The organism is Streptomyces globisporus C-1027 (assembly GCF_000261345.2).
Classification (GTDB): Bacteria; Actinomycetota; Actinomycetes; order Streptomycetales; family Streptomycetaceae; genus Streptomyces; species Streptomyces pakalii.
Genome location: NZ_CP013738.1, coordinates 6156203 through 6172808, shown reverse-complemented (window position 1 = coordinate 6172808; position 16606 = coordinate 6156203). Strand labels below are relative to the sequence as shown.

Annotated in this window: 16 protein-coding genes; 3 read left to right on the top strand and 13 right to left on the bottom strand. The window is 71.0% G+C overall.

The features are described from left to right. Positions 1-263: 263 nt before the first annotated feature. On the bottom strand, positions 264-1592 hold the full coding sequence (locus tag WQO_RS27235) for a class I SAM-dependent RNA methyltransferase (RefSeq protein WP_010059591.1): 1329 nt from the start codon (positions 1590-1592) through the stop codon (positions 264-266). A gap of 147 nt (positions 1593-1739) precedes the next feature. Then, complete coding sequence (locus WQO_RS27230) at positions 1740-3776, bottom strand: APC family permease (protein ID WP_010059593.1); 2037 nt, start codon at positions 3774-3776, stop codon at positions 1740-1742. Between the two features lie 322 nt (positions 3777-4098). On the opposite strand from WQO_RS27230, the gene WQO_RS27225 reads away from it, so the two are divergent. Together WQO_RS27225 and WQO_RS27220 are read left to right on the top strand one after the other, a co-directional pair. Continuing rightward, positions 4099-4767, top strand: a complete 669-nt coding sequence (locus WQO_RS27225; protein WP_010059595.1) for a potassium channel family protein — start codon at positions 4099-4101, stop codon at positions 4765-4767. Next, positions 4767-5444: a potassium channel family protein gene (locus WQO_RS27220; RefSeq protein WP_010059597.1), complete on the top strand. Its 678-nt coding sequence runs from the start codon at positions 4767-4769 to the stop codon at positions 5442-5444. The genes WQO_RS27225 and WQO_RS27220 overlap by 1 nt, the downstream gene beginning before the upstream one ends. A gap of 71 nt (positions 5445-5515) precedes the next feature. On the opposite strand, the gene WQO_RS27215 is transcribed toward WQO_RS27220, so the two are convergent. The 8 genes from WQO_RS27215 to WQO_RS27180 all read right to left on the bottom strand — a co-directional run bounded on the left by WQO_RS27215 (position 5516) and on the right by WQO_RS27180 (position 13147). Then, entirely contained in the window at positions 5516-6307 is a 792-nt protein-coding gene (locus tag WQO_RS27215; protein ID WP_010059598.1) for a DUF3159 domain-containing protein, read from the bottom strand. 3 nt (positions 6308-6310) lie between these two features. Then, a complete protein-coding gene (locus tag WQO_RS27210; RefSeq protein ID WP_179255748.1) occupies positions 6311-6736 on the bottom strand; it encodes an OB-fold nucleic acid binding domain-containing protein in 426 nt (141 codons plus the stop codon). A 76-nt stretch (positions 6737-6812) separates the two neighbouring features. Continuing rightward, positions 6813-7508, bottom strand: coding sequence for a response regulator (locus WQO_RS27205; protein WP_010059600.1), 696 nt, complete (start codon positions 7506-7508; stop codon positions 6813-6815). Positions 7509-7621: 113 nt separating this feature from the next. Continuing rightward, the gene (locus tag WQO_RS27200; protein WP_058954118.1) at positions 7622-10165 is read right to left on the bottom strand and encodes a sensor histidine kinase; all 2544 of its coding nucleotides are present in this window, start codon (positions 10163-10165) and stop codon (positions 7622-7624) included. Positions 10166-10347: 182 nt separating this feature from the next. After that, complete coding sequence (locus tag WQO_RS27195; RefSeq protein WP_010063398.1) at positions 10348-11082, bottom strand: ABC transporter ATP-binding protein; 735 nt, start codon at positions 11080-11082, stop codon at positions 10348-10350. Between the two features lie 178 nt (positions 11083-11260). Further along, positions 11261-12034, bottom strand: coding sequence for a DUF3710 domain-containing protein (locus WQO_RS27190; protein ID WP_010063399.1), 774 nt, complete (start codon positions 12032-12034; stop codon positions 11261-11263). Between the two features lies 1 nt (position 12035). Then, entirely contained in the window at positions 12036-12566 is a 531-nt protein-coding gene (gene dut, locus WQO_RS27185) for a dUTP diphosphatase (protein ID WP_010063401.1), read from the bottom strand. Then, positions 12563-13147 carry a PaaI family thioesterase gene (locus WQO_RS27180; protein ID WP_029182603.1) on the bottom strand — a complete coding sequence of 195 codons (585 nt, stop codon included), beginning with the start codon at positions 13145-13147 and terminating at the stop codon, positions 12563-12565. Before WQO_RS27180 ends, dut begins: the two co-directional genes overlap by 4 nt. 58 nt (positions 13148-13205) lie before the next feature. Between WQO_RS27180 and WQO_RS27175 the strand changes: the two genes are divergently transcribed. Continuing rightward, positions 13206-13664 carry a DUF3093 domain-containing protein gene (locus WQO_RS27175; RefSeq protein ID WP_010063403.1) on the top strand — a complete coding sequence of 153 codons (459 nt, stop codon included), beginning with the start codon at positions 13206-13208 and terminating at the stop codon, positions 13662-13664. A 31-nt stretch (positions 13665-13695) separates the two neighbouring features. Here WQO_RS27175 and WQO_RS27170 read toward each other — a convergent pair whose 3' ends face one another. The 3 genes from WQO_RS27170 to WQO_RS27160 form a co-directional block, all read right to left on the bottom strand. Then, positions 13696-14658, bottom strand: a complete 963-nt coding sequence (locus tag WQO_RS27170; RefSeq protein WP_058954117.1) for a hypothetical protein — start codon at positions 14656-14658, stop codon at positions 13696-13698. Positions 14659-14671: 13 nt separating this feature from the next. Further along, a complete protein-coding gene (locus WQO_RS27165) occupies positions 14672-14968 on the bottom strand; it encodes a DUF4193 domain-containing protein (protein ID WP_003965732.1) in 297 nt (98 codons plus the stop codon). Between the two features lie 403 nt (positions 14969-15371). After that, the gene (locus tag WQO_RS27160; RefSeq protein WP_010063406.1) at positions 15372-16604 is read right to left on the bottom strand and encodes a sensor histidine kinase; all 1233 of its coding nucleotides are present in this window, start codon (positions 16602-16604) and stop codon (positions 15372-15374) included. Positions 16605-16606 lie beyond the last annotated feature (2 nt).

Sequence of the window (16606 nt, the reverse complement as noted above, 5' to 3'; positions counted from 1 at the left end):
ATCTGGTTCGACATCTGCTGTACGGGGGCCGACACCCGTTGAAAGCCACCCGTGGCCACGTACGACCCCACCTGCAAGCCCGTCAGAACGAGCGTCGTTTCAGCGTCACGACTTCCAGGGCACCCCATCCGCAGACCAGGCGACAATCAGCCGCTGCGCCGGAAAAGCCGAGGCCAGAGCCCACAGAGCCAGGCCATCACGCCTCGAACTGTTTCCTCCAGGGAAAGACTTCGAATCTCAGCCCCACCCTCACAAACCTCAGGTCAGCGACCCTTCCCAGCCGGCTCCAGAATCGCCACGCACTCCACATGATGCGTCATCGGAAACAGATCGAACGCCCGCAGCGTCCGCACCCGGTACCCGCCCTCCCGGAAGTACGCCAGGTCCCGGGCCAGAGCCGCCGGGTCGCACGCAACGTAGGCGATCTTGCGGGCGCCCAGGCCCGACAGGTGCTTGACCACCTGCTTGCCCGCGCCCGCGCGCGGCGGGTCCAGGACGATCAGGTCGCACTCCGTGATGCCCGTTCGGGGCAGGACCTGGTCGACCTTGCCGTGTTCGATGCGGATCCGGTCCAGGTCCTTCAGGTTGTGGCGGGCGTCCTCGACCGCGCGCTTGCCGGACTCGATGCCGAGGACGGCGCCCTTCTCGCCGAGGCGCTGGCCGATGGCGCCGGCGAAGAGGCCGACGCCGCAGTAGAGGTCGAGGGCCGTGTCGTTCTTGCGGGGCAGCAGGCCCTGCATGACCGCGCGGACCAGGGTGTTGGCCGCCTGCGGGTGGACCTGCCAGAAGCCGCCGGAGCCGACGCGGTACGTGCGGTCGTCGGCGCGTTCGCGGACGAAGGCGCGGCCGTGGACGCGGTGGACGCCGCCGTCCTTCTCGTCGACGCGGAGTACGGAGACCGGCTTGTCCAGCTCGACCAGGGGGAGCCGGCCGCCGGGCTTCGGGGTGAGGATGACCTGGCGGTCGTTCGAGCCGGTGGCGGTGATGGCCTCCACCGCGGCGATCTGCGGCCACTCCCGCTTCTCGACGCCCAGCTCCGAGACGCCCGGCGCCGCGATCAGGCAGTGGTCGATCGGCTGCACGTCGTGCGAGCGGTGCTTGCGCAGGCCCGCCCGGCCGTCGGCGTCGATGGCGTACTGGACGCGGGTGCGCCAGGCCGGCACCTCGCCCGCCGGGAGCTTGTCGCCGTCCGCCGGCATCACCGTGCCGTCCCAGCCGGCCTCCTCGGGGGTCAGGCCCGCCAGGCGCTGGAGCTGCTCGGCGATCACCTCGCCCTTGAGCCTGCGCTGCGCGCCCGGCTTCGCGTGCTGCCAGTCGCAGCCGCCGCACATGCCGGGGCCCGCGTACGGGCAGGGCGCCTCGACGCGGTCCTTGGACGGTTCGAGGATGCGTACGGCGTCGGCGCGCAGGAAACGCGAGTCCGTGTCGCCGTCCGTCACCTTGGCGATGATCTTCTCGCCGGGAAGCGTGTGGCGGACGAAGAGCACCTGGTTCTCAGCGGTCCGGGCGATGCAGTGGCCGCCGTGTGCGACGGGGCCGACCTCGACCTCGTACTCCTCCCCGACCAGCGACGACGTGGGTTCGTTCTGCATGAGGGGAGGCTCCAGGGAGGAAGGGGAGGAAGAGGGTGGGCGTCGAACTGCTGCCGGACAACAGCCCACCAGTCTACGTGGGACTGGTGAGGGTGGTTACCACGTTCGGGCCCACGCCTCTCCGTCTGTCCCCGTCCTCCCCCGCCCTCATCCCTTGCGGTTCCCCCGCTCCACCGGGCCCCGGCGCACCGACCCCGGAGCGCTCCAGTCCGCGCGCTTGCGGGCCCGCTTCTTCGCCGCCTCCGAGGACTGCAGCTGGTACGGGACGGAGGTCACCATGACGCCGGGCGTGAAGAGCAGCCGGCCCTTCAGCCGCAGGGCGCTCTGGTTGTGCAGCAGGTGCTCGTACCAGTGCCCGACCACGTACTCGGGGATGTAGACGCTGATCACGTCGCGCGGGCTCTGGCGGCGCAGGCCCTTCACGTACTCGATGACCGGGCGGGTCACCTCGCGGTAGGGCGAGTCGAGGATCTTGAGGGGGACGTTGATGGCGCGCCGCTCCCAGTCCTCGCGCAGTGCCTTCGTCTCGTCCGGGTCGACGCTGATGGAGAGCGCCTCCAACTGGTCGGCGCGGATCAGCTGGGCGTACGCGAGGGCGCGCAGCGTGGGGCGGTGGAGCTTGGAGACGAGGACGATGGCGTGGACGCGGGAGGGGCGCACGCTCTCGTCGGCGGGGGTCTCGTCGGGGGCGATCTCGGCGGCGACCCGGTCGTAGTGCTTCCGGATCGCGGTCATCGTGCCGTAGAAGATGACCATGCCGAGCAGGGCCACCCAGGCGCCGTGGGTGAACTTGGTGGCCAGGACGATCACCAGGACCACGCCGCAGAAGAACGCGCCGAACGCGTTGATGGCGCGGGAGCGGATCATGTGGCGGCGCCTGGCCTGGTCCCGTTCATCGGCGAGCAGCCGGTTCCAGTGCCGCACCATGCCGGTCTGGCTGAGGGTGAAGGAGACGAACACCCCGACGATGTAGAGCTGGATCAGCTTCGTGGAGTCGGCTCCGTAGATCCCGACGAGCAGCATCGCGGCGCCCGCCAGCAGCACGATGCCGTTGGAGAAGGCGAGGCGGTCGCCGCGGGTGTGGAGCTGGCGCGGCAGGTAGCGGTCCTGGGCGAGGATCGAGCCGAGCAGCGGGAAGCCGTTGTACGCGGTGTTCGCGGCCAGGAAGAGGACCAGCGCGGTGGCGGCCGCGAGGACCATGAAGAGGAAGGAGCCGTGGCCGAAGACCGCCTCGGCCACCTGGGCGATGACCGGGTCCTGGGTGAAGCCCGCGCCGACCGGGACACCGTCGCGGATCAGGTCGACGGCCGGGTTCTCGGCCATCTTGACGTCGGTGACCAGGGCCAGCCCGATGATGCCGCAGAACATGGTGACGGCGAACAGGCCCATCAGGGCGAGGGTCGTCGCGGCGTTGCCGCTCTTCGGCTTCCGGAACGCGGGCACCCCGTTGCTGATCGCCTCGACGCCGGTGAGGGCGGCGCAGCCGGAGGAGAACGCCCGCAGGAGCAGGAAGACGAGCGCGAAGCCGGCCAGCCCCTCGTGTTCGGGCTTGATCTCCAGGTCGGAGGTGGGGGCGTGCATCGTGTCGCCGAGGATCAGTCCGCGGAAGGCGCCCCACAGGATCATCAGGAAGACGCCGGCCACGAAGAGATAAGTGGGGATGGCGAAGAGCTTCCCCGACTCCTTCACTCCGCGCAGATTCATCAGGGTGAGCAGGACGATGGCGCCGATGGCGCAGAGCGTCTTGTGCTCGATGACGAACGGGATCGCGGAGCCGAGGTTCTCGACGCCGGAGGAGATCGACACGGCGACGGTGAGGACGTAGTCGACGAGCAGGGCGCTGGCGACGGTCAGTCCGGCCCTGGGGCCGAGGTTGGTGGTCGCGACCTCGTAGTCGCCGCCGCCGCTCGGGTAGGCGTGGACGTTCTGCCGGTAGGAGGCGACGACCGTGAACATGAGGACGACGACCGCGACGGCGATCCAGGGGCTGAAGTGGTACGCCGACACCCCCGCGATGGACAGCACGAGGAGGACTTCTCCGGGTGCGTACGCCACCGAGGACAACGGGTCGGACGCGAAGACGGGCAGCGCGATGCGCTTGGGGAGCAGGGTCTCCCCGAGCTTGTCGCTGCGCAGCGCTCGCCCGATCAGGATCCGTTTGGGCAGGTCGGTCAGTTTGGACACGCAGAGGATCGTAAGCGGAGCCCGTGGCCGAAACGCACGGCCTTTCGACGTGGCCCCGCAATCTCCTGCGGTCGGAGGAGAACACCGCTGCATTCTTTAACGCGATCCTTGCACCCGTTCTCCCTGTTTTGCTTTTCCTTTACCGGAGTGCGCGCGGATGCGGACACGCGGATGAGGGAGTGACCTCCCCGGCGCTTAAGCTCGTCTTCGGGCCACACCGCGGGTGTGTGCCGCCTTGTTTGCCCAGCAAGCCGAGAGAGAAGTGTGAGCAGCGTGTTTTCGCAGGTCAGCCGGATGACCAGGACGGCGGGGTAGGCGCACAGTGCACATCGTCATCATGGGCTGCGGGCGCGTCGGTGCCGCTCTCGCGCAGACCCTCGAACAGCAGGGGCACACCGTCGCGGTGATCGACCAGGACCCGACGGCGTTCCGCCGTCTCGGGTCAGGGTTCGGCGGTCGCCGGGTCACCGGGGTCGGCTTCGACCAGGACACCCTCCGCGAGGCGGGGATCGAGGACGCCGGGGCGTTCGCCGCGGTCAGCAGCGGCGACAACTCCAACATCATCGCGGCCCGGGTGGCCCGCGAGATGTTCTCCATCGAGAACGTCGCGGCGCGCATCTACGACCCCCGGCGCGCCGAGGTCTACCAGCGCCTCGGCATCCCCACCGTGGCGACGGTGCGCTGGACGGCGGACCAGATGCTGCGGCGGCTGCTGCCGTCGGGCGCGGAGCCGCTGTGGCGCGATCCGAGCGGGGGCGTGCAGCTCGCCGAGGTGCACACGACGCCGTCCTGGATCGGGCACAAGATCAGCACGCTCCAGGAGGAGACGGGGGTCCGGGTGGCCTTCCTCACCCGGTTGGGCGAGGCCATACTGCCGACCTCGCAGACTGTCCTCCAGGAAGGCGACCTGGTCCACGTGATGATGCGTACGGACGAGATCGCCCAGGTCGAAGAGGCCTTCGCCCAGGGTCCCGAGGAGGACGGTCACTGATGCGTGTGTCGATTGCCGGGGCGGGCGCGGTGGGCCGCTCCATCGCCGCCGAGCTGCTGGAGAACGGGCACGAGGTGCTGCTGATCGACAAGGCGCCGACCGCCATCTCGGTGGAGCGGGTGCCGATGGCCGAGTGGCTGCTCGCGGACGCCTGTGAGATCACGTCGCTGGACGAGGCGGCGCTGCAGCGGTGCAACGTGGTGATCGCCGCGACCGGGGACGACAAGGTGAACCTGGTCGTCTCGCTGCTCGCCAAGACCGAGTACGGCGTGCCGCGCGTGGTGGCCCGGGTGAACAACCCGAAGAACGAGTGGCTGTTCAACGAGTCCTGGGGCGTGGACGTCGCCGTCTCGACGCCGCGTCTGATGTCGGCCCTGGTCGAGGAGGCGGTGAGCGTCGGTGATCTGGTCCGGCTGCTGCGCTTCAGCCACGGCGACGCCAACCTGGTGGAGCTGACCCTGCCGCCGGAGTCGGCGCTGGCCGGCATCCGGGTCGGGGATGTGGCCTGGCCCGCGGACACCTCGCTGGTGACGATCATCCGGGGTACGCGGGTGCTGACGCCGAGCCCCGAGGAGTCCCTGGAGGCCGGGGACGAACTGCTGTTCGTGGCCGCCCAGGCGCGCGAGGAGCAGTTGGAGGATCTGCTGTCGGTCCGGCGGAGTCCCGAGGACGACTGAGCGATCCACCCTGCGAAGGGGCCCGGAACCGCTCAGCGGTTCCGGGCCCCTTCTCGTGCAGCGTGCGGAGGTCAGGCCTCCGGGTCGCGGACCGCTGCGGCGGCCTGCGCCTTGCGCTCCTTCTCGGCCTGTTCCTCGGCCTCCATCTCGGCGAAGACGTCGATGGGCGGCGGCGCCTTCGCGAGGAAGATCCAGGTCAGGTAGACCGCGAGCAGGAACGGCGGGATCTTCAGCGCGATGAGCACCCAGCCGAACTGGGTGGTGTCGGCCCACCAGTAGAGCGGGAAGAGGATCGCGCACTTGGCCAGCAGGATGAAGCCCCAGGCGTAGCTGGCCTTGGTGTAGGCCTTCTTCCGGCCCGGGTTACGGGTCCGCCAGGAGAGGTTCTCCTTGAAGACCGGACCGAGGATCAGACCGATCAGGGGTACGCCGGCGGCGGCGGTGGCGATGTAGGCGACCGACAGGCCCAGGGTGTAGAGCATGCCCGGCAGATAGAAGTCCTTGGCGTCGCCCGTCATCTTCGCGAAGAGGACGCCGAAGGCCACCCCGAAGACGCCGCTGAAGGCGTGCTTGACGGTGTCCCGGCGGATCAGCCGGACGACGACGAGGACCAGGGACACCGCCAGGGCCGCGATGGCCGAGGCGTTCAGGTTCTTGTTGATGGTGAATATCGTGACGAAGAGCAGCCCGGGGAGGACTGTCTCCACCATGCCGCGCACCCCGCCGAAGGCCTCGAAGAGGGCGGCCTCGGTGACGGTCTTCGACTCCGCGTCCTGCTGGGCGGCGTGCCTCCCGCCGGTGTGCTGCGGGTCGGTGCGGTGGGGCTGGTCCGTGTCGGACGTCGGCTTGTCGAGAGACGTCACCGGCTACTCCTTGCCGAGCGGTCGGAGTTCGTATGTGGGGTTGAACAGCACCCGGCGGCCGTGGCTCATGGCAACCCGCCCCGAGGCGATGATCCTGCGGCCGGGCTCTATCCCGACGATGGAGCGACGGCCGAGCCAGACCACGTCCAGCGGCTCGGTGCCGTCGAAGAGCTCCGCCTCCAGGGCGGGCACTCCGGCCCGGGGGCGGAGGGTGACGGTCCGCAACGTACCAGCCACCTTCACGATCTGCCGGTCGGAGCACTCGGAGATCCGGGTGCACCCGGTGGCCTGCGCGTCCTCCCGCAGCTCCTGGGACTCCAGGTCCTCCTGGGAACTGGAGAGCCGGTCGAGCATACGGCGGAAGCGCCCGGAAGGCTTCGCCGCCTTCCCGGCCTTCCCGGCTTTCTCGGATCGGGAAACAGCACTCATACCCGAAGAGTACCGGTCCTGCGGGTGGTACACGCGGGGCCGCGATGATCACTCGAAAGGGTGAGCCGGTGCGGGGTCAGTCGCGCTCGAACCGGTACCCCATGCCCGGTTCGGTGACGAAGTGGCGGGGGTGCGAGGGGTCCGCCTCCAGCTTGCGGCGCAGCTGGGCCATGTAGACGCGCAGATAGTTGGTCTCGGTGCCGTAGGAGGGGCCCCAGACCTCCTGGAGGAGCTGTTTCTGGCTGACCAGGCGGCCCGCGTTGCGGACGAGGACCTCCAGCAGGTGCCATTCGGTGGGGGTGAGGCGTACGTCGCGGCCTCCCCGGTGCACCTTCTTCGCCGCCAGGTCGACGGTGAAGTCGGCGGTCTCGACGAGGGCGATGTCCTCGGTGCCGCCCTCCTGGCCGACCGGCTCCGCCCGGCGTACGGAGGCGCGGAGCCGGGCCAGCAGCTCGTCCATGCCGAACGGTTTGGTGACGTAGTCGTCGGCCCCGGCGTCCAGCGCCTCCACCTTCTCGTCGGAGGTCTGCCGCGCGGAGAGGACCAGGATCGGGACCCGGGTCCAGCCGCGCAGGCCCCTGATCACCTCGACCCCGTCCATGTCGGGCAGCCCGAGGTCGAGGAGGACGACATCGGGGTGGCGGGCGGCGGCGAGCTGGAGGGCGGTCGCCCCGTCGGGCGCGGCGTCGACCTCGTACTGGCGGGCCTTCAGGTTGATCACGAGGGCGCGGACGATCTGCGGCTCGTCGTCGACCACAAGCACCCTGGTCATCGCGGACCTGCCTTTCTGCTGTGCGGGCTGTACGGGCTGCACTGGCTGCCCGGGTTGTACGGGGAGGAGCTGGGGAACACGTCGGGGCGGGCCGGGGTGCGCCCGGAGGTGGGTCATGAGGTGACCTGGGCCGGAAGCTCGGGGTCGGCCCGGACGCCGCCCGGTGCCGCGGCGAGGGTCAGGACCATGGTCAGCCCGCCGCCCGGGGTGTCCTCGGCGTCCAGCGTGCCGCCCATGGCCTCGGCGAAGCCCCGGGAGACGGCGAGGCCGAGCCCCACTCCGGCGCCGCGCGGGGCGTCCCCGTACCGCTGGAAGGGCTCGAAGATGCGTTCCTTGGCCTCGTCGGGGACGCCCCGGCCCCGGTCCACAACCCGCAGCTCGACCCGGCCGCCGAGTGCGCTGGCGGCCACGGCGACGGGCTCCCGGCCCGGGTTGTACTTGACGGCGTTCTCGACGATGTTGGCGACGACCCGCTCCAGGAGCCCGGGATCGACGGCGACCATCGGCAGCGTCTCGGGGATGTCGAGGTCGACGCTGCCCTCGGGGACGCCGCCGAGCGCCATGGGGACCACCTCGTCGAGGTCGATCTCGCGGATCAGGGGGGTCACGGTGCCGGTCTGGAGACGGGACATGTCCAGCAGGTTGCCGACGAGGTGGTCCAGCCGGTCCGCGCCGTCCTCGATGCCTTCCAGCAGCTCCGCCTCGTCCTCGTCGGACCAGGCGACGTCGTCGGAGCGCAGCGAGCTGACGGCGGCCTTGATGGCGGCCAGCGGGGTGCGCAGGTCGTGGCTGACCGCGGCTAGCAGGGCGGTCCTGATCCGGTTGCCCTCGGCAAGTCTGCGGGCCTGCTCGGCCTCCCCGACCAGGCGCTGGCGGTCCAGGACGACGGCTGCCTGGGCGGCGAACGCGCCGAGCACCCGGCGGTCCTCGGCGGGCAGCACCCGGCCGGAGAGCGCGAGGGCCAGGTTGTCGCCGACCGGCATGTCCACGTCGGCGTCGTCGGGGCGGGCGACCGGGGCCGGTCCGACGGACCCGGCGCAGGTCCACGGCTCGACGTCGCTGCTGCGCTCCAGCAGGGCGACGGACTCCATGGCGAAGGTCTCGCGGACCCGTTCCAGCAGGGCGTCCAGGGCGGTCTCGCCGCGCAGCACGCTGCCGGCCAGGAAGGAGAGGATCTCCGACTCGGCGCGCAGCCGGGCGGCCTGGTGGGTGCGCCGGGCCGCCAGGTCGACCACGGAGGAGACCGCCACCGCCACCGCGAAGAAGATCACGATGGCGACGAGGTTCTCCGGGTCCTGGACGGTCAGGGTGCGGGTCGGCGGGGTGAACCAGTAGTTCAGCAGCAGGCAGCCGACGGCCGCCGAGGCCAGCGCGGGTCTCAGGCCGCCGAGCAGGGCGGCGGCCACCGTCAGGAAGAGGAAGAGCAGGACGTCGTTGGCGAGGCCGGGAGCGTCCTCCATGGAGCGCAGGACCACCGCGAGCAGGACGGGGCCGACGACGCCGACGAGCCAGCCCCAGATGATCCGGGCGCGGCCGAGCCGGGCGCCGCGGGCGATGGGCAGGCCGCGGCCCTTGGCCACCTCTCCGTGCGTGACGATGTGGACGTCGAGGTCGGGTCCGGACTCGCGGGCGACGGTCGCGCCGACCCCGGGGCCGTAGATGTACTGCCAGGTCTTGCGGCGGCTGGAGCCCAGCACGATCTGGGTCGCGTTGACGCCCCGCGCGAACTCCAGCAGGGCGGCCGGTATGTCGTCGCCGATGACGTGGTGGAAGGTGCCGCCGAGGTCCTCGACCAGGGTCCGCTGGACGGTCAGCTCCTTCGGGGAGGCCGAGGTCAGGCCGTCGCTGCGGGCGATGTACACGGCGAGGATCTCGCTGCCGGAGCCCTTGGCCGCCATCCGGGAGGCACGGCGGATGAGGGTGCGGCCCTCGGGCCCGCCGGTCAGCCCGACGACGATGCGTTCGCGGGCCTGCCAGGTGGTGCGGATGTTGTGCTCGCCCCGGTACTGCTGGAGGTACTCGTCGACCCGGTCGGCGGTCCACAGCAGGGCCAGCTCGCGCAGGGCGGTGAGGTTGCCGGGGCGGAAGTAGTTCGAGAGGGCGGCGTCCATCTTGTCGGGCTGGTAGATGTTGCCGTGCGCCATCCGGCGACGCAGCGCCTGGGGCGACATGTCGACCAGCTCGATCTGGTCGGCCCGGCGGACCACCTCGTCGGGGACCGTCTCGCGCTGCCGGACGCCGGTGATCGACTCGACGACGTCGCCGAGTGACTCCAGGTGCTGGATGTTGACCGTGGATATGACGTCGATGCCGGCCTTGAGCAGCTCCTCGACGTCCTGCCAGCGCTTGGCGTTGCGGGAGCCGGGGACGTTGGTGTGGGCGAGCTCGTCGACCAGGGCCACGGCCGGGGCGCGCTCCAGGACGGCGTCGACGTCCATCTCGGTGAAGACGGCGCCTCGGTAGCTGATCTCGCTGCGCCTGACCTGCTCCAGGCCGTGCAGCAGCACCTCGGTACGCGGGCGGGCGTGGTGCTCCACGAAGGCCACCACGCAGTCGGTGCCGCGCTCGACCCGGCGGTGCGCCTCGGAGAGCATCGCGTACGTCTTGCCGACGCCCGGTGCCGCGCCCAGGTAGATCCGGAGTATGCCGCGTCCCATGGCCCCATTGTCTTCTTCCGTCCGGCCCTGTCCTGCGGAGGGCCGGTGGCGCGCCCGGTGCGGCTGCCGCCATCGACGCTACTCCGCCGTGAGCCGTGGTTCGGTCCCGGGAGTGCAGGTGAGGGGCGTATTGACGGAACTCTGATGCGCGCCGGGAAGGCCGGAAGTGCGGGAGCGGGGACTCAGCCCTGTTCGACGATATGGCCGTCGCTCAGCTCCAGGACCCGGTCCGCGAGGCCCAGCAGCTGGGGGTCGTGGGTGGCGACGAGGGCGGTGACGTTCTCGCTGCGGACGACCGCGCGGAGCAGCTCCATCACGGCGAGCCCGGTCTCGGCGTCGAGCTGCCCGGTGGGCTCGTCGGCGATCAGGAGGGCGGGGCGGTTGGCGAGGGCGCGGGCGATGGCGACGCGCTGCTGCTGGCCTCCGGAGAGCTCTCCGGGGCGCTGCTCGGCGTGGTCGGCGAGGCCGACGAGGGAGAGCAGCAGGGCGACCCGTTCGTCGCGCTCGGCCGGGTCGGCCTTGCGCAGCCGGAGCGGTACGCCGACGTTCTCGGCGGCGGTCAGGATCGGGATGAGGCCGAAGGACTGGAAGATGAAGCCGACCCGGTCCCGGCGCAGCTCCAGCAGGCCCTTCTCGCCGAGGCCCGCCAGCTCGGTGCCGTCGACGGTGATCCGGCCGCTGTCGGGGGTGTCCAGGCCGCCGACCAGGTTGAGCAGGGTGGTCTTGCCGGAGCCGGAACGGCCCTTGAGCGCGACCAGCTCGCCGCGCGGGATCTCGAAGGAGACGCCGCGCAGGGCGTGCACGGCCGCCGCTCCGCTGCCGTACGAGCGGTGCAGGTCCTCGACCGTGACCATGGCGCTGCGGGCCGGGCCCTCGGCGAGGGCCGTGCCGGACTGCCCGCTGGTGCTCTCGGTCATGCTGCTCCCCCGTCGTACGTACATGGCCCGCGTCTGACCCGCGTCGTCGCCCGCCAAGTATGTGTGTAGGGCACACGGCCGGGCAATGGCCGGGGCCGGTACGTGCGACGGCCGGTGGGCCGCACCCGGGAAGGGGTGCGGCCCACCGGCCGTCGCTGTGGAGTACCGGAAGGTGCCGCTAGCGGACCTCGGTGATCTCGGGGCCGCGCTGGAGCTGGCCCATGCCGCCGGAGAACCGGGAGCTCTCCTGGTCCTCCTGCTGCACGCCCTCGGGCACCATCTGGGCGTCGTTGGGGAGCTTGAGGACGATCGGGTCGCGGGGGGCCATCGGGCCGTCGCCGCGGACGACCACGGTGTCCCGGAAGATCGTCTCCAGCAGTCCGGCGGCCTCCGGCTGGACGGCGCCCTGGCCGGAGATCACTCCGCGCAGGAACCAGCGGGGACCGTCGACGCCGACGAAGCGCACGAGCTGCACCCCGCCCGTGCCGTCCGGGAGCTGTACGGGGACCTGCGCGCGCAGCTCCCAGCCCAGCGGTCCCTCGACCTCGTCGATGACGCCGCCCTGCTGGGTGATGCCCGAGGCGATCTCGTCGCGGACCTCGCCCCAGATGCCCTCCTTCTTGGGGGCGGCGAAGGCCTGCAGCTGGACCGCGCTGTCGCGCAGCACCACGGTGGCGGCGACGATCGCGTCCCCGGCCACCTCTACGCGCAGTTCCATGCCCTCGACCCCGGGGACGAAGATGCCGCCCAGGTCGACCCGGCCCTCGCCGGGCTGGGAGACCTCGGTGCTGTCCCAGGGTCCGTCCGGCCGGGGGGCCGGCGGAAGATTCATCCGACGAGAGCCCCCGGCGGCGGCAGCGCCGTCCTCGGGCTCGTCGGCGACCTGCTCGGCCTCGCGCACCTCGTCCGCCGCGTCCTCGGCGGAACCACTCTTCTTGCGACGTCCGAACACGTCACTGTCCTTCCCGGTCGGATACGACCGAAGCGTAGCTGTTCCCACCGTGGGTGATCCCGCCCTCGGCGCCGTCCACCGACGCGTGGCCGCCGGTGGACCCGAAGCCCCCTTCGGCCCGCGCCGAGCCGGGAAGTTCCGCCACCTCGTGGAAGCGCACCTTCTCGACCTGCTGGACAACCAGTTGGGCAATCCGGTCGAACCGTTCGAATCGCACGCTCTCGCGTGGATCGAGGTTGACCACGATCACCTTGATCTCCCCACGGTACCCGGCATCAACCGTCCCTGGGGCATTCACGAGGGCCACTCCGCAGCGGGCTGCGAGGCCGGAGCGCGGGTGCACGAACGCGGCGTACCCGTCGGGCAGGGCGATCGAGACCCCGGTGGGCAGCACCACGCGCTCGCCGGGGGCGACTTCGGCGGCCTCGGTGGTCACCAGGTCGGCACCGGCGTCGCCCGGGTGCCCGTACGCCGGAATCGGCACATCCGGGTCGGTCCGGCGGATCAGTACGTCGACGGGGTTGCGGGTCACGGGTTCACCTCGAAGGCGCGGGCGCGCCGGACCTGGTCGGGGTCGGACATGGCGGCCTGGATCTCGGCGGGCCTGCCGTTGTCGATGAAGTGGTCGACCTTGACCTCGATGAAGAGGGCGTCGGCACGGACCGCGACGGGGCCTTCGGGGCCGCCGATCCGGCCGGTGGCGGTGGAGTAGATCTTGCGCCCGTGCACAGCGGTGATCCGGGCGTCGAGGTGCAGCACGGTGTCCACGGGGACGGGGCGGACGAAGTCGGTCTCCAGCCGTCCGGTCACCGCGATCGTGCGCAGCAGCCAGTTCAGCGAGCCGAGCGTCTCGTCCAGCGCCGTGGCGAGGACGCCTCCGTGGGCGAGGCCGGGAGCGCCCTGGTGGGCGGGCTGCACGGTGAACTCGGCGGTGACGCTCACGCCTTCACCGGCGCGCGCCATCAGGTGCAGTCCGTGCGGCTGTCCCCCGCCGCAGCCGAAACAGTGTTCGTAGTGCGCCCCGAGGAGCTCGCCGGGGGCCGGCGCGTCGGGGTGCCGGACCGGCGCGACAGCGTCGGCCGGGGGTGTCAGAGCTGCTGATGTTCCACTCACAGGCGCAGACCTTACCCGCGCGGCGGTGTGCCGGTCGCGCCGTGCCAAGCTTGGTGACATGCAGCCTTCCGCCCCGCCCTTCGACGAACGTCTCACCGCGCCCCGCTCCTGGTGGTTCATCGCCTTCGGGGTCGGTGTCGCCTGTGCTCTGATGCTGCTGCCGCTGGGCACCCTGCCGATGCTCGCGGGGCTGGTCGGCGGGACGGCCGCGGCGGCCCTCGTGGTGAGCGGCTACGGCTCGGCCCGGATCCGGGTGGTGGCGGGGTCCCTGGTCGCCGGCGAGGCCCGGATCCCGCTGTCGGCGCTCGGTGAGCCCGAGGTGCTGGACGCGGAGGAGGCGCGGGCGTGGCGCACGCACAAGGCGGACGCCCGTGCGTTCATGCTGCTGCGCGGCTATGTGGAGACGGCGGTGCGCGTGGAGGTCACGGACCCGGAGGACCCGACTCCGTACGTCTACCTGTCCACCCGGGACCCGCGAGGCCTGGCGGCGGCGCTGAGCGGCGCCAGGACCGCCTGAGCCGTTCGCCGGACCGGCCGGGGGCCCTCCCTCAGGGGCCCTCGATCTCCTTGGGCAGCTCGGCCGGGTTCAGCGGCTGCTCCAGCGGCGGCAGCGCGGGCAGCCGGTCCCAGGGGATCTGGTCCTTGCGCAGGTCGTCCCTGACCCGGTCGGCGAGCTTGCGGGTGTCGCGGCGGTTCATCGTGGCGCCGACGGCGGCGCCGATCATGAACGGGATCAGGTTGGGCAGATTGCGCGCCATGCGCTTCATGATCTGCTGGCGCAGCTCACGCTTCATCTGGCCGCCTAGGGCGGCGTTGAGCGTGGTGGGCCGGGTGACGTCGATGCCGCGCTCCTCGGTCCACGAGGTCAGATACGCGGTGCTGCGCTGGCCGAGATTGCCCGGGGGCCTGCGGCCGTAGACCTCGTGGAGCTCGGCGACGAGCTTCATCTCGATCGCGGCGACGCCGGTGACCTCCGCCGCCAGCTCGGCGAGCATCGCGGGCGGTACGGGCATCATCGCGGCGGCCCCGATACCGGCGCCGACGGTCGCGGTGCCCCGGCAGGCTCCCGTGACCAGCTTGTCGGCCAGCTCCTCGGGCCCGAGGCCTGGAAACTGCCTGCGCAGGGTGGCGAGGTCGCGCACCGGCACGCGTGGAGCCGTGTCGATGATGCGGTCGGCCAGCTGTGCGGCCAGTGCCTTCGCGCTCTCCCCGCTCTTGCGTACGCCCCGTTTCACTGCGTGCAGGCGGCCCCCGGCCTGGGGCTCCGCCCGGTCCTGCTCTCGCTGCCGCGCGGCCAGGTCCGGCAGTGCTGCCGACCCGGCCACTTCGAGCGAGGCCGAACGGCCTCGCTCGTCGTCGGAACCGCCGGAGTGATCCGGCGGGGCGGCGGACCGCTCGGCAGGCGCGTGACCGCCTTCTGCCGGGCCTGTGCCGCCGGTACCGTCCTGTGGTGCCTGCTGGCCGTGCCGACGCCAGGGGCGCCGCTTCCGGAACGGTGTCTCGCCTGCCACGGCCGACTCGACCTCAGTCGCAGTCGCGGCAGATGGGCTGACCGTTCTTCTCGCGGGCCAGCTGGCTGCGGTGGTGCACCAGGAAGCAGCTCATGCAGGTGAACTCGTCGGCCTGCTTGGGCAGCACCCGGACGGCCAGCTCCTCGTTGGAGAGGTCCGCGCCGGGCAGCTCGAGGCCCTCGGCCGCGTCGAACTCGTCGACGTCGACGGCGGAGGCCGTCTTGTCGCTCCGACGCGCCTTGAGCTCTTCGAGGCTGTCCTGGTCCACGTCGTCGTCGGTCTTGCGTGGGGTGTCGTAATCCGTTGCCATGTCGCTCTCCCCCTCTTGGGTGTCTAGGTGTCTCAGCGCACGTAACGCGTGAGAGGCCGGACTTGTGCCCGACCTGAGGCGGAGATTTTGCCTCACATCAAGGTCTGTTACTCAATCGACACCCAACCGGCCGCCTCGGCGAGGCTCGGCTTGGGTGGCGATGGGGACCGTACACGGTCCCGACTGCGCAGTTCACGGGCGCCACCCCGTGTACTTCCCGTGATAACGATCCCTGAAAACCCGGACGATTACCGGCTTTCCGACAGAGTCGTGATCACGGAGAGTAGATGGACGGAAAATCGCCCCTGTGATCGATCACACACGACCCGCCCGGGAACGGGTCCTGAAAATTCCGCCCAAAGCGAACATGAAGATTCGGTGCGGAGTCACATCGTGCAGCCCCTCAGACCGGCAGAGTGACGCGCATCACGAGACCACCGCCCTCGCGGGGCTCCGCGATGATACGGCCTCCGTGGGCCCGCGCGACGGATCGCGCGATCGACAGGCCGAGCCCGACCCCCTTGTCGCTGCCCGTGCGCTCCGTACGCAGCCTTCTGAAGGGCTCGAAGAGGTTGTCGATCTCGTACGCCGGGACCACCGGGCCGGTGTTGGAGACGACGAGCAGGGCCTGCCCGTCCGACACCTCGGTGGTGACCTCCACCCAGCCGTTTTCGGGCACGTTGTAGCGCACGGCGTTCTGCACGAGGTTCAGCGCGATCCGCTCCAGCAGGACGCCGTTGCCCTGCACCGTGGCCGATTCCCGCTCGCCGCGGATCTCGACCTTGCTGGCCAGCGCCTCCGCCCGGGTCTGGTCGATGGCGCGCTCGGCGACCTCCGCCAGGTCGACCGGTTTGCGCTCGACGATCTGGTTGTCGCTGCGGGCCAGCAGCAGCAGGCCCTCGACCAGCTGCTCGCTGCGCTCGTTGGTGGCCAGGAGGGTCTTGCCGAGCTGGTGGAGCTCCGGCGGGGCCTCCGGGTCGGAGATATGTACCTCCAGCAGGGTGCGGTTGATAGCCAGCGGGGTGCGCAGTTCGTGCGAGGCGTTGCCGACGAACCGCTGCTGTGCGGTGAAGGCCCGCTCCAGCCGGTCCAGCATGTCGTCGAAGGTGTCCGCCAGCTCCTTCAGCTCGTCGTCCGGGCCGTCCAGCTCGATCCGCCGGGTGAGGTCGGTGCCGGCGACCCGGCGCGCGGTCCGGGTGATGCGGCCGAGCGGGGACAGGACGCGTCCGGCCATGGCGTAACCGAAGGCGAAGGCCATCACGCTGAGACCGACCAGGGCGAGGAGCGAGCGATTGAGCAGAGTGTCCAGGGCCGCCTTGCGCTGGTTGTTGACGCAGGCATTCATCGCGGCGTTGAAGGCGTCCGGGCTGGCGTTGGTGGGCAGACCGCAGATCTCGCTGGTGACCTTGCCGCTGACGATCTCGAACGGCAGCTCGCTGCCGACGTGGAGCGCCTGCGCGGCCAGCATGTAGATGATCGACAGCAGCACGATGCCCGCGATCAGGAACATCCCGCCGTACAGCAGCGTGAGCCGTATCCGGATGGTCGGGCGCAGCCAGGGGTACGGGGGGTCCGGCTGCTTGGGCTCCCAGGTGGGCTTCGGTGGCGCCGCGGGCGGCTCCGGTGTGGTGGCCATGG

What these genes read in the sequence shown, in the direction of transcription:
- WQO_RS27235 (WP_010059591.1), bottom strand. Translation starts at nt 1,592, where the DNA reads ATGCAGAACGAACCCACGTCGTCGCTGGTCGGGGAGGAGTACGAGGTC.
- WQO_RS27220 (WP_010059597.1), top strand. Translation starts at nt 4,767, where the DNA reads ATGCGTGTGTCGATTGCCGGGGCGGGCGCGGTGGGCCGCTCCATCGCC.
- WQO_RS27210 (WP_179255748.1), bottom strand. Translation starts at nt 6,736, where the DNA reads ATGAGTGCTGTTTCCCGATCCGAGAAAGCCGGGAAGGCCGGGAAGGCG.
- WQO_RS27205 (WP_010059600.1), bottom strand. Translation starts at nt 7,508, where the DNA reads ATGACCAGGGTGCTTGTGGTCGACGACGAGCCGCAGATCGTCCGCGCC.
- WQO_RS27200 (WP_058954118.1), bottom strand. Translation starts at nt 10,165, where the DNA reads ATGGGACGCGGCATACTCCGGATCTACCTGGGCGCGGCACCGGGCGTC.
- WQO_RS27195 (WP_010063398.1), bottom strand. Translation starts at nt 11,082, where the DNA reads ATGACCGAGAGCACCAGCGGGCAGTCCGGCACGGCCCTCGCCGAGGGC.
- WQO_RS27175 (WP_010063403.1), top strand. Translation starts at nt 13,206, where the DNA reads ATGCAGCCTTCCGCCCCGCCCTTCGACGAACGTCTCACCGCGCCCCGC.
- WQO_RS27165 (WP_003965732.1), bottom strand. Translation starts at nt 14,968, where the DNA reads ATGGCAACGGATTACGACACCCCACGCAAGACCGACGACGACGTGGAC.
- WQO_RS27160 (WP_010063406.1), bottom strand. Translation starts at nt 16,604, where the DNA reads ATGGCCACCACACCGGAGCCGCCCGCGGCGCCACCGAAGCCCACCTGG.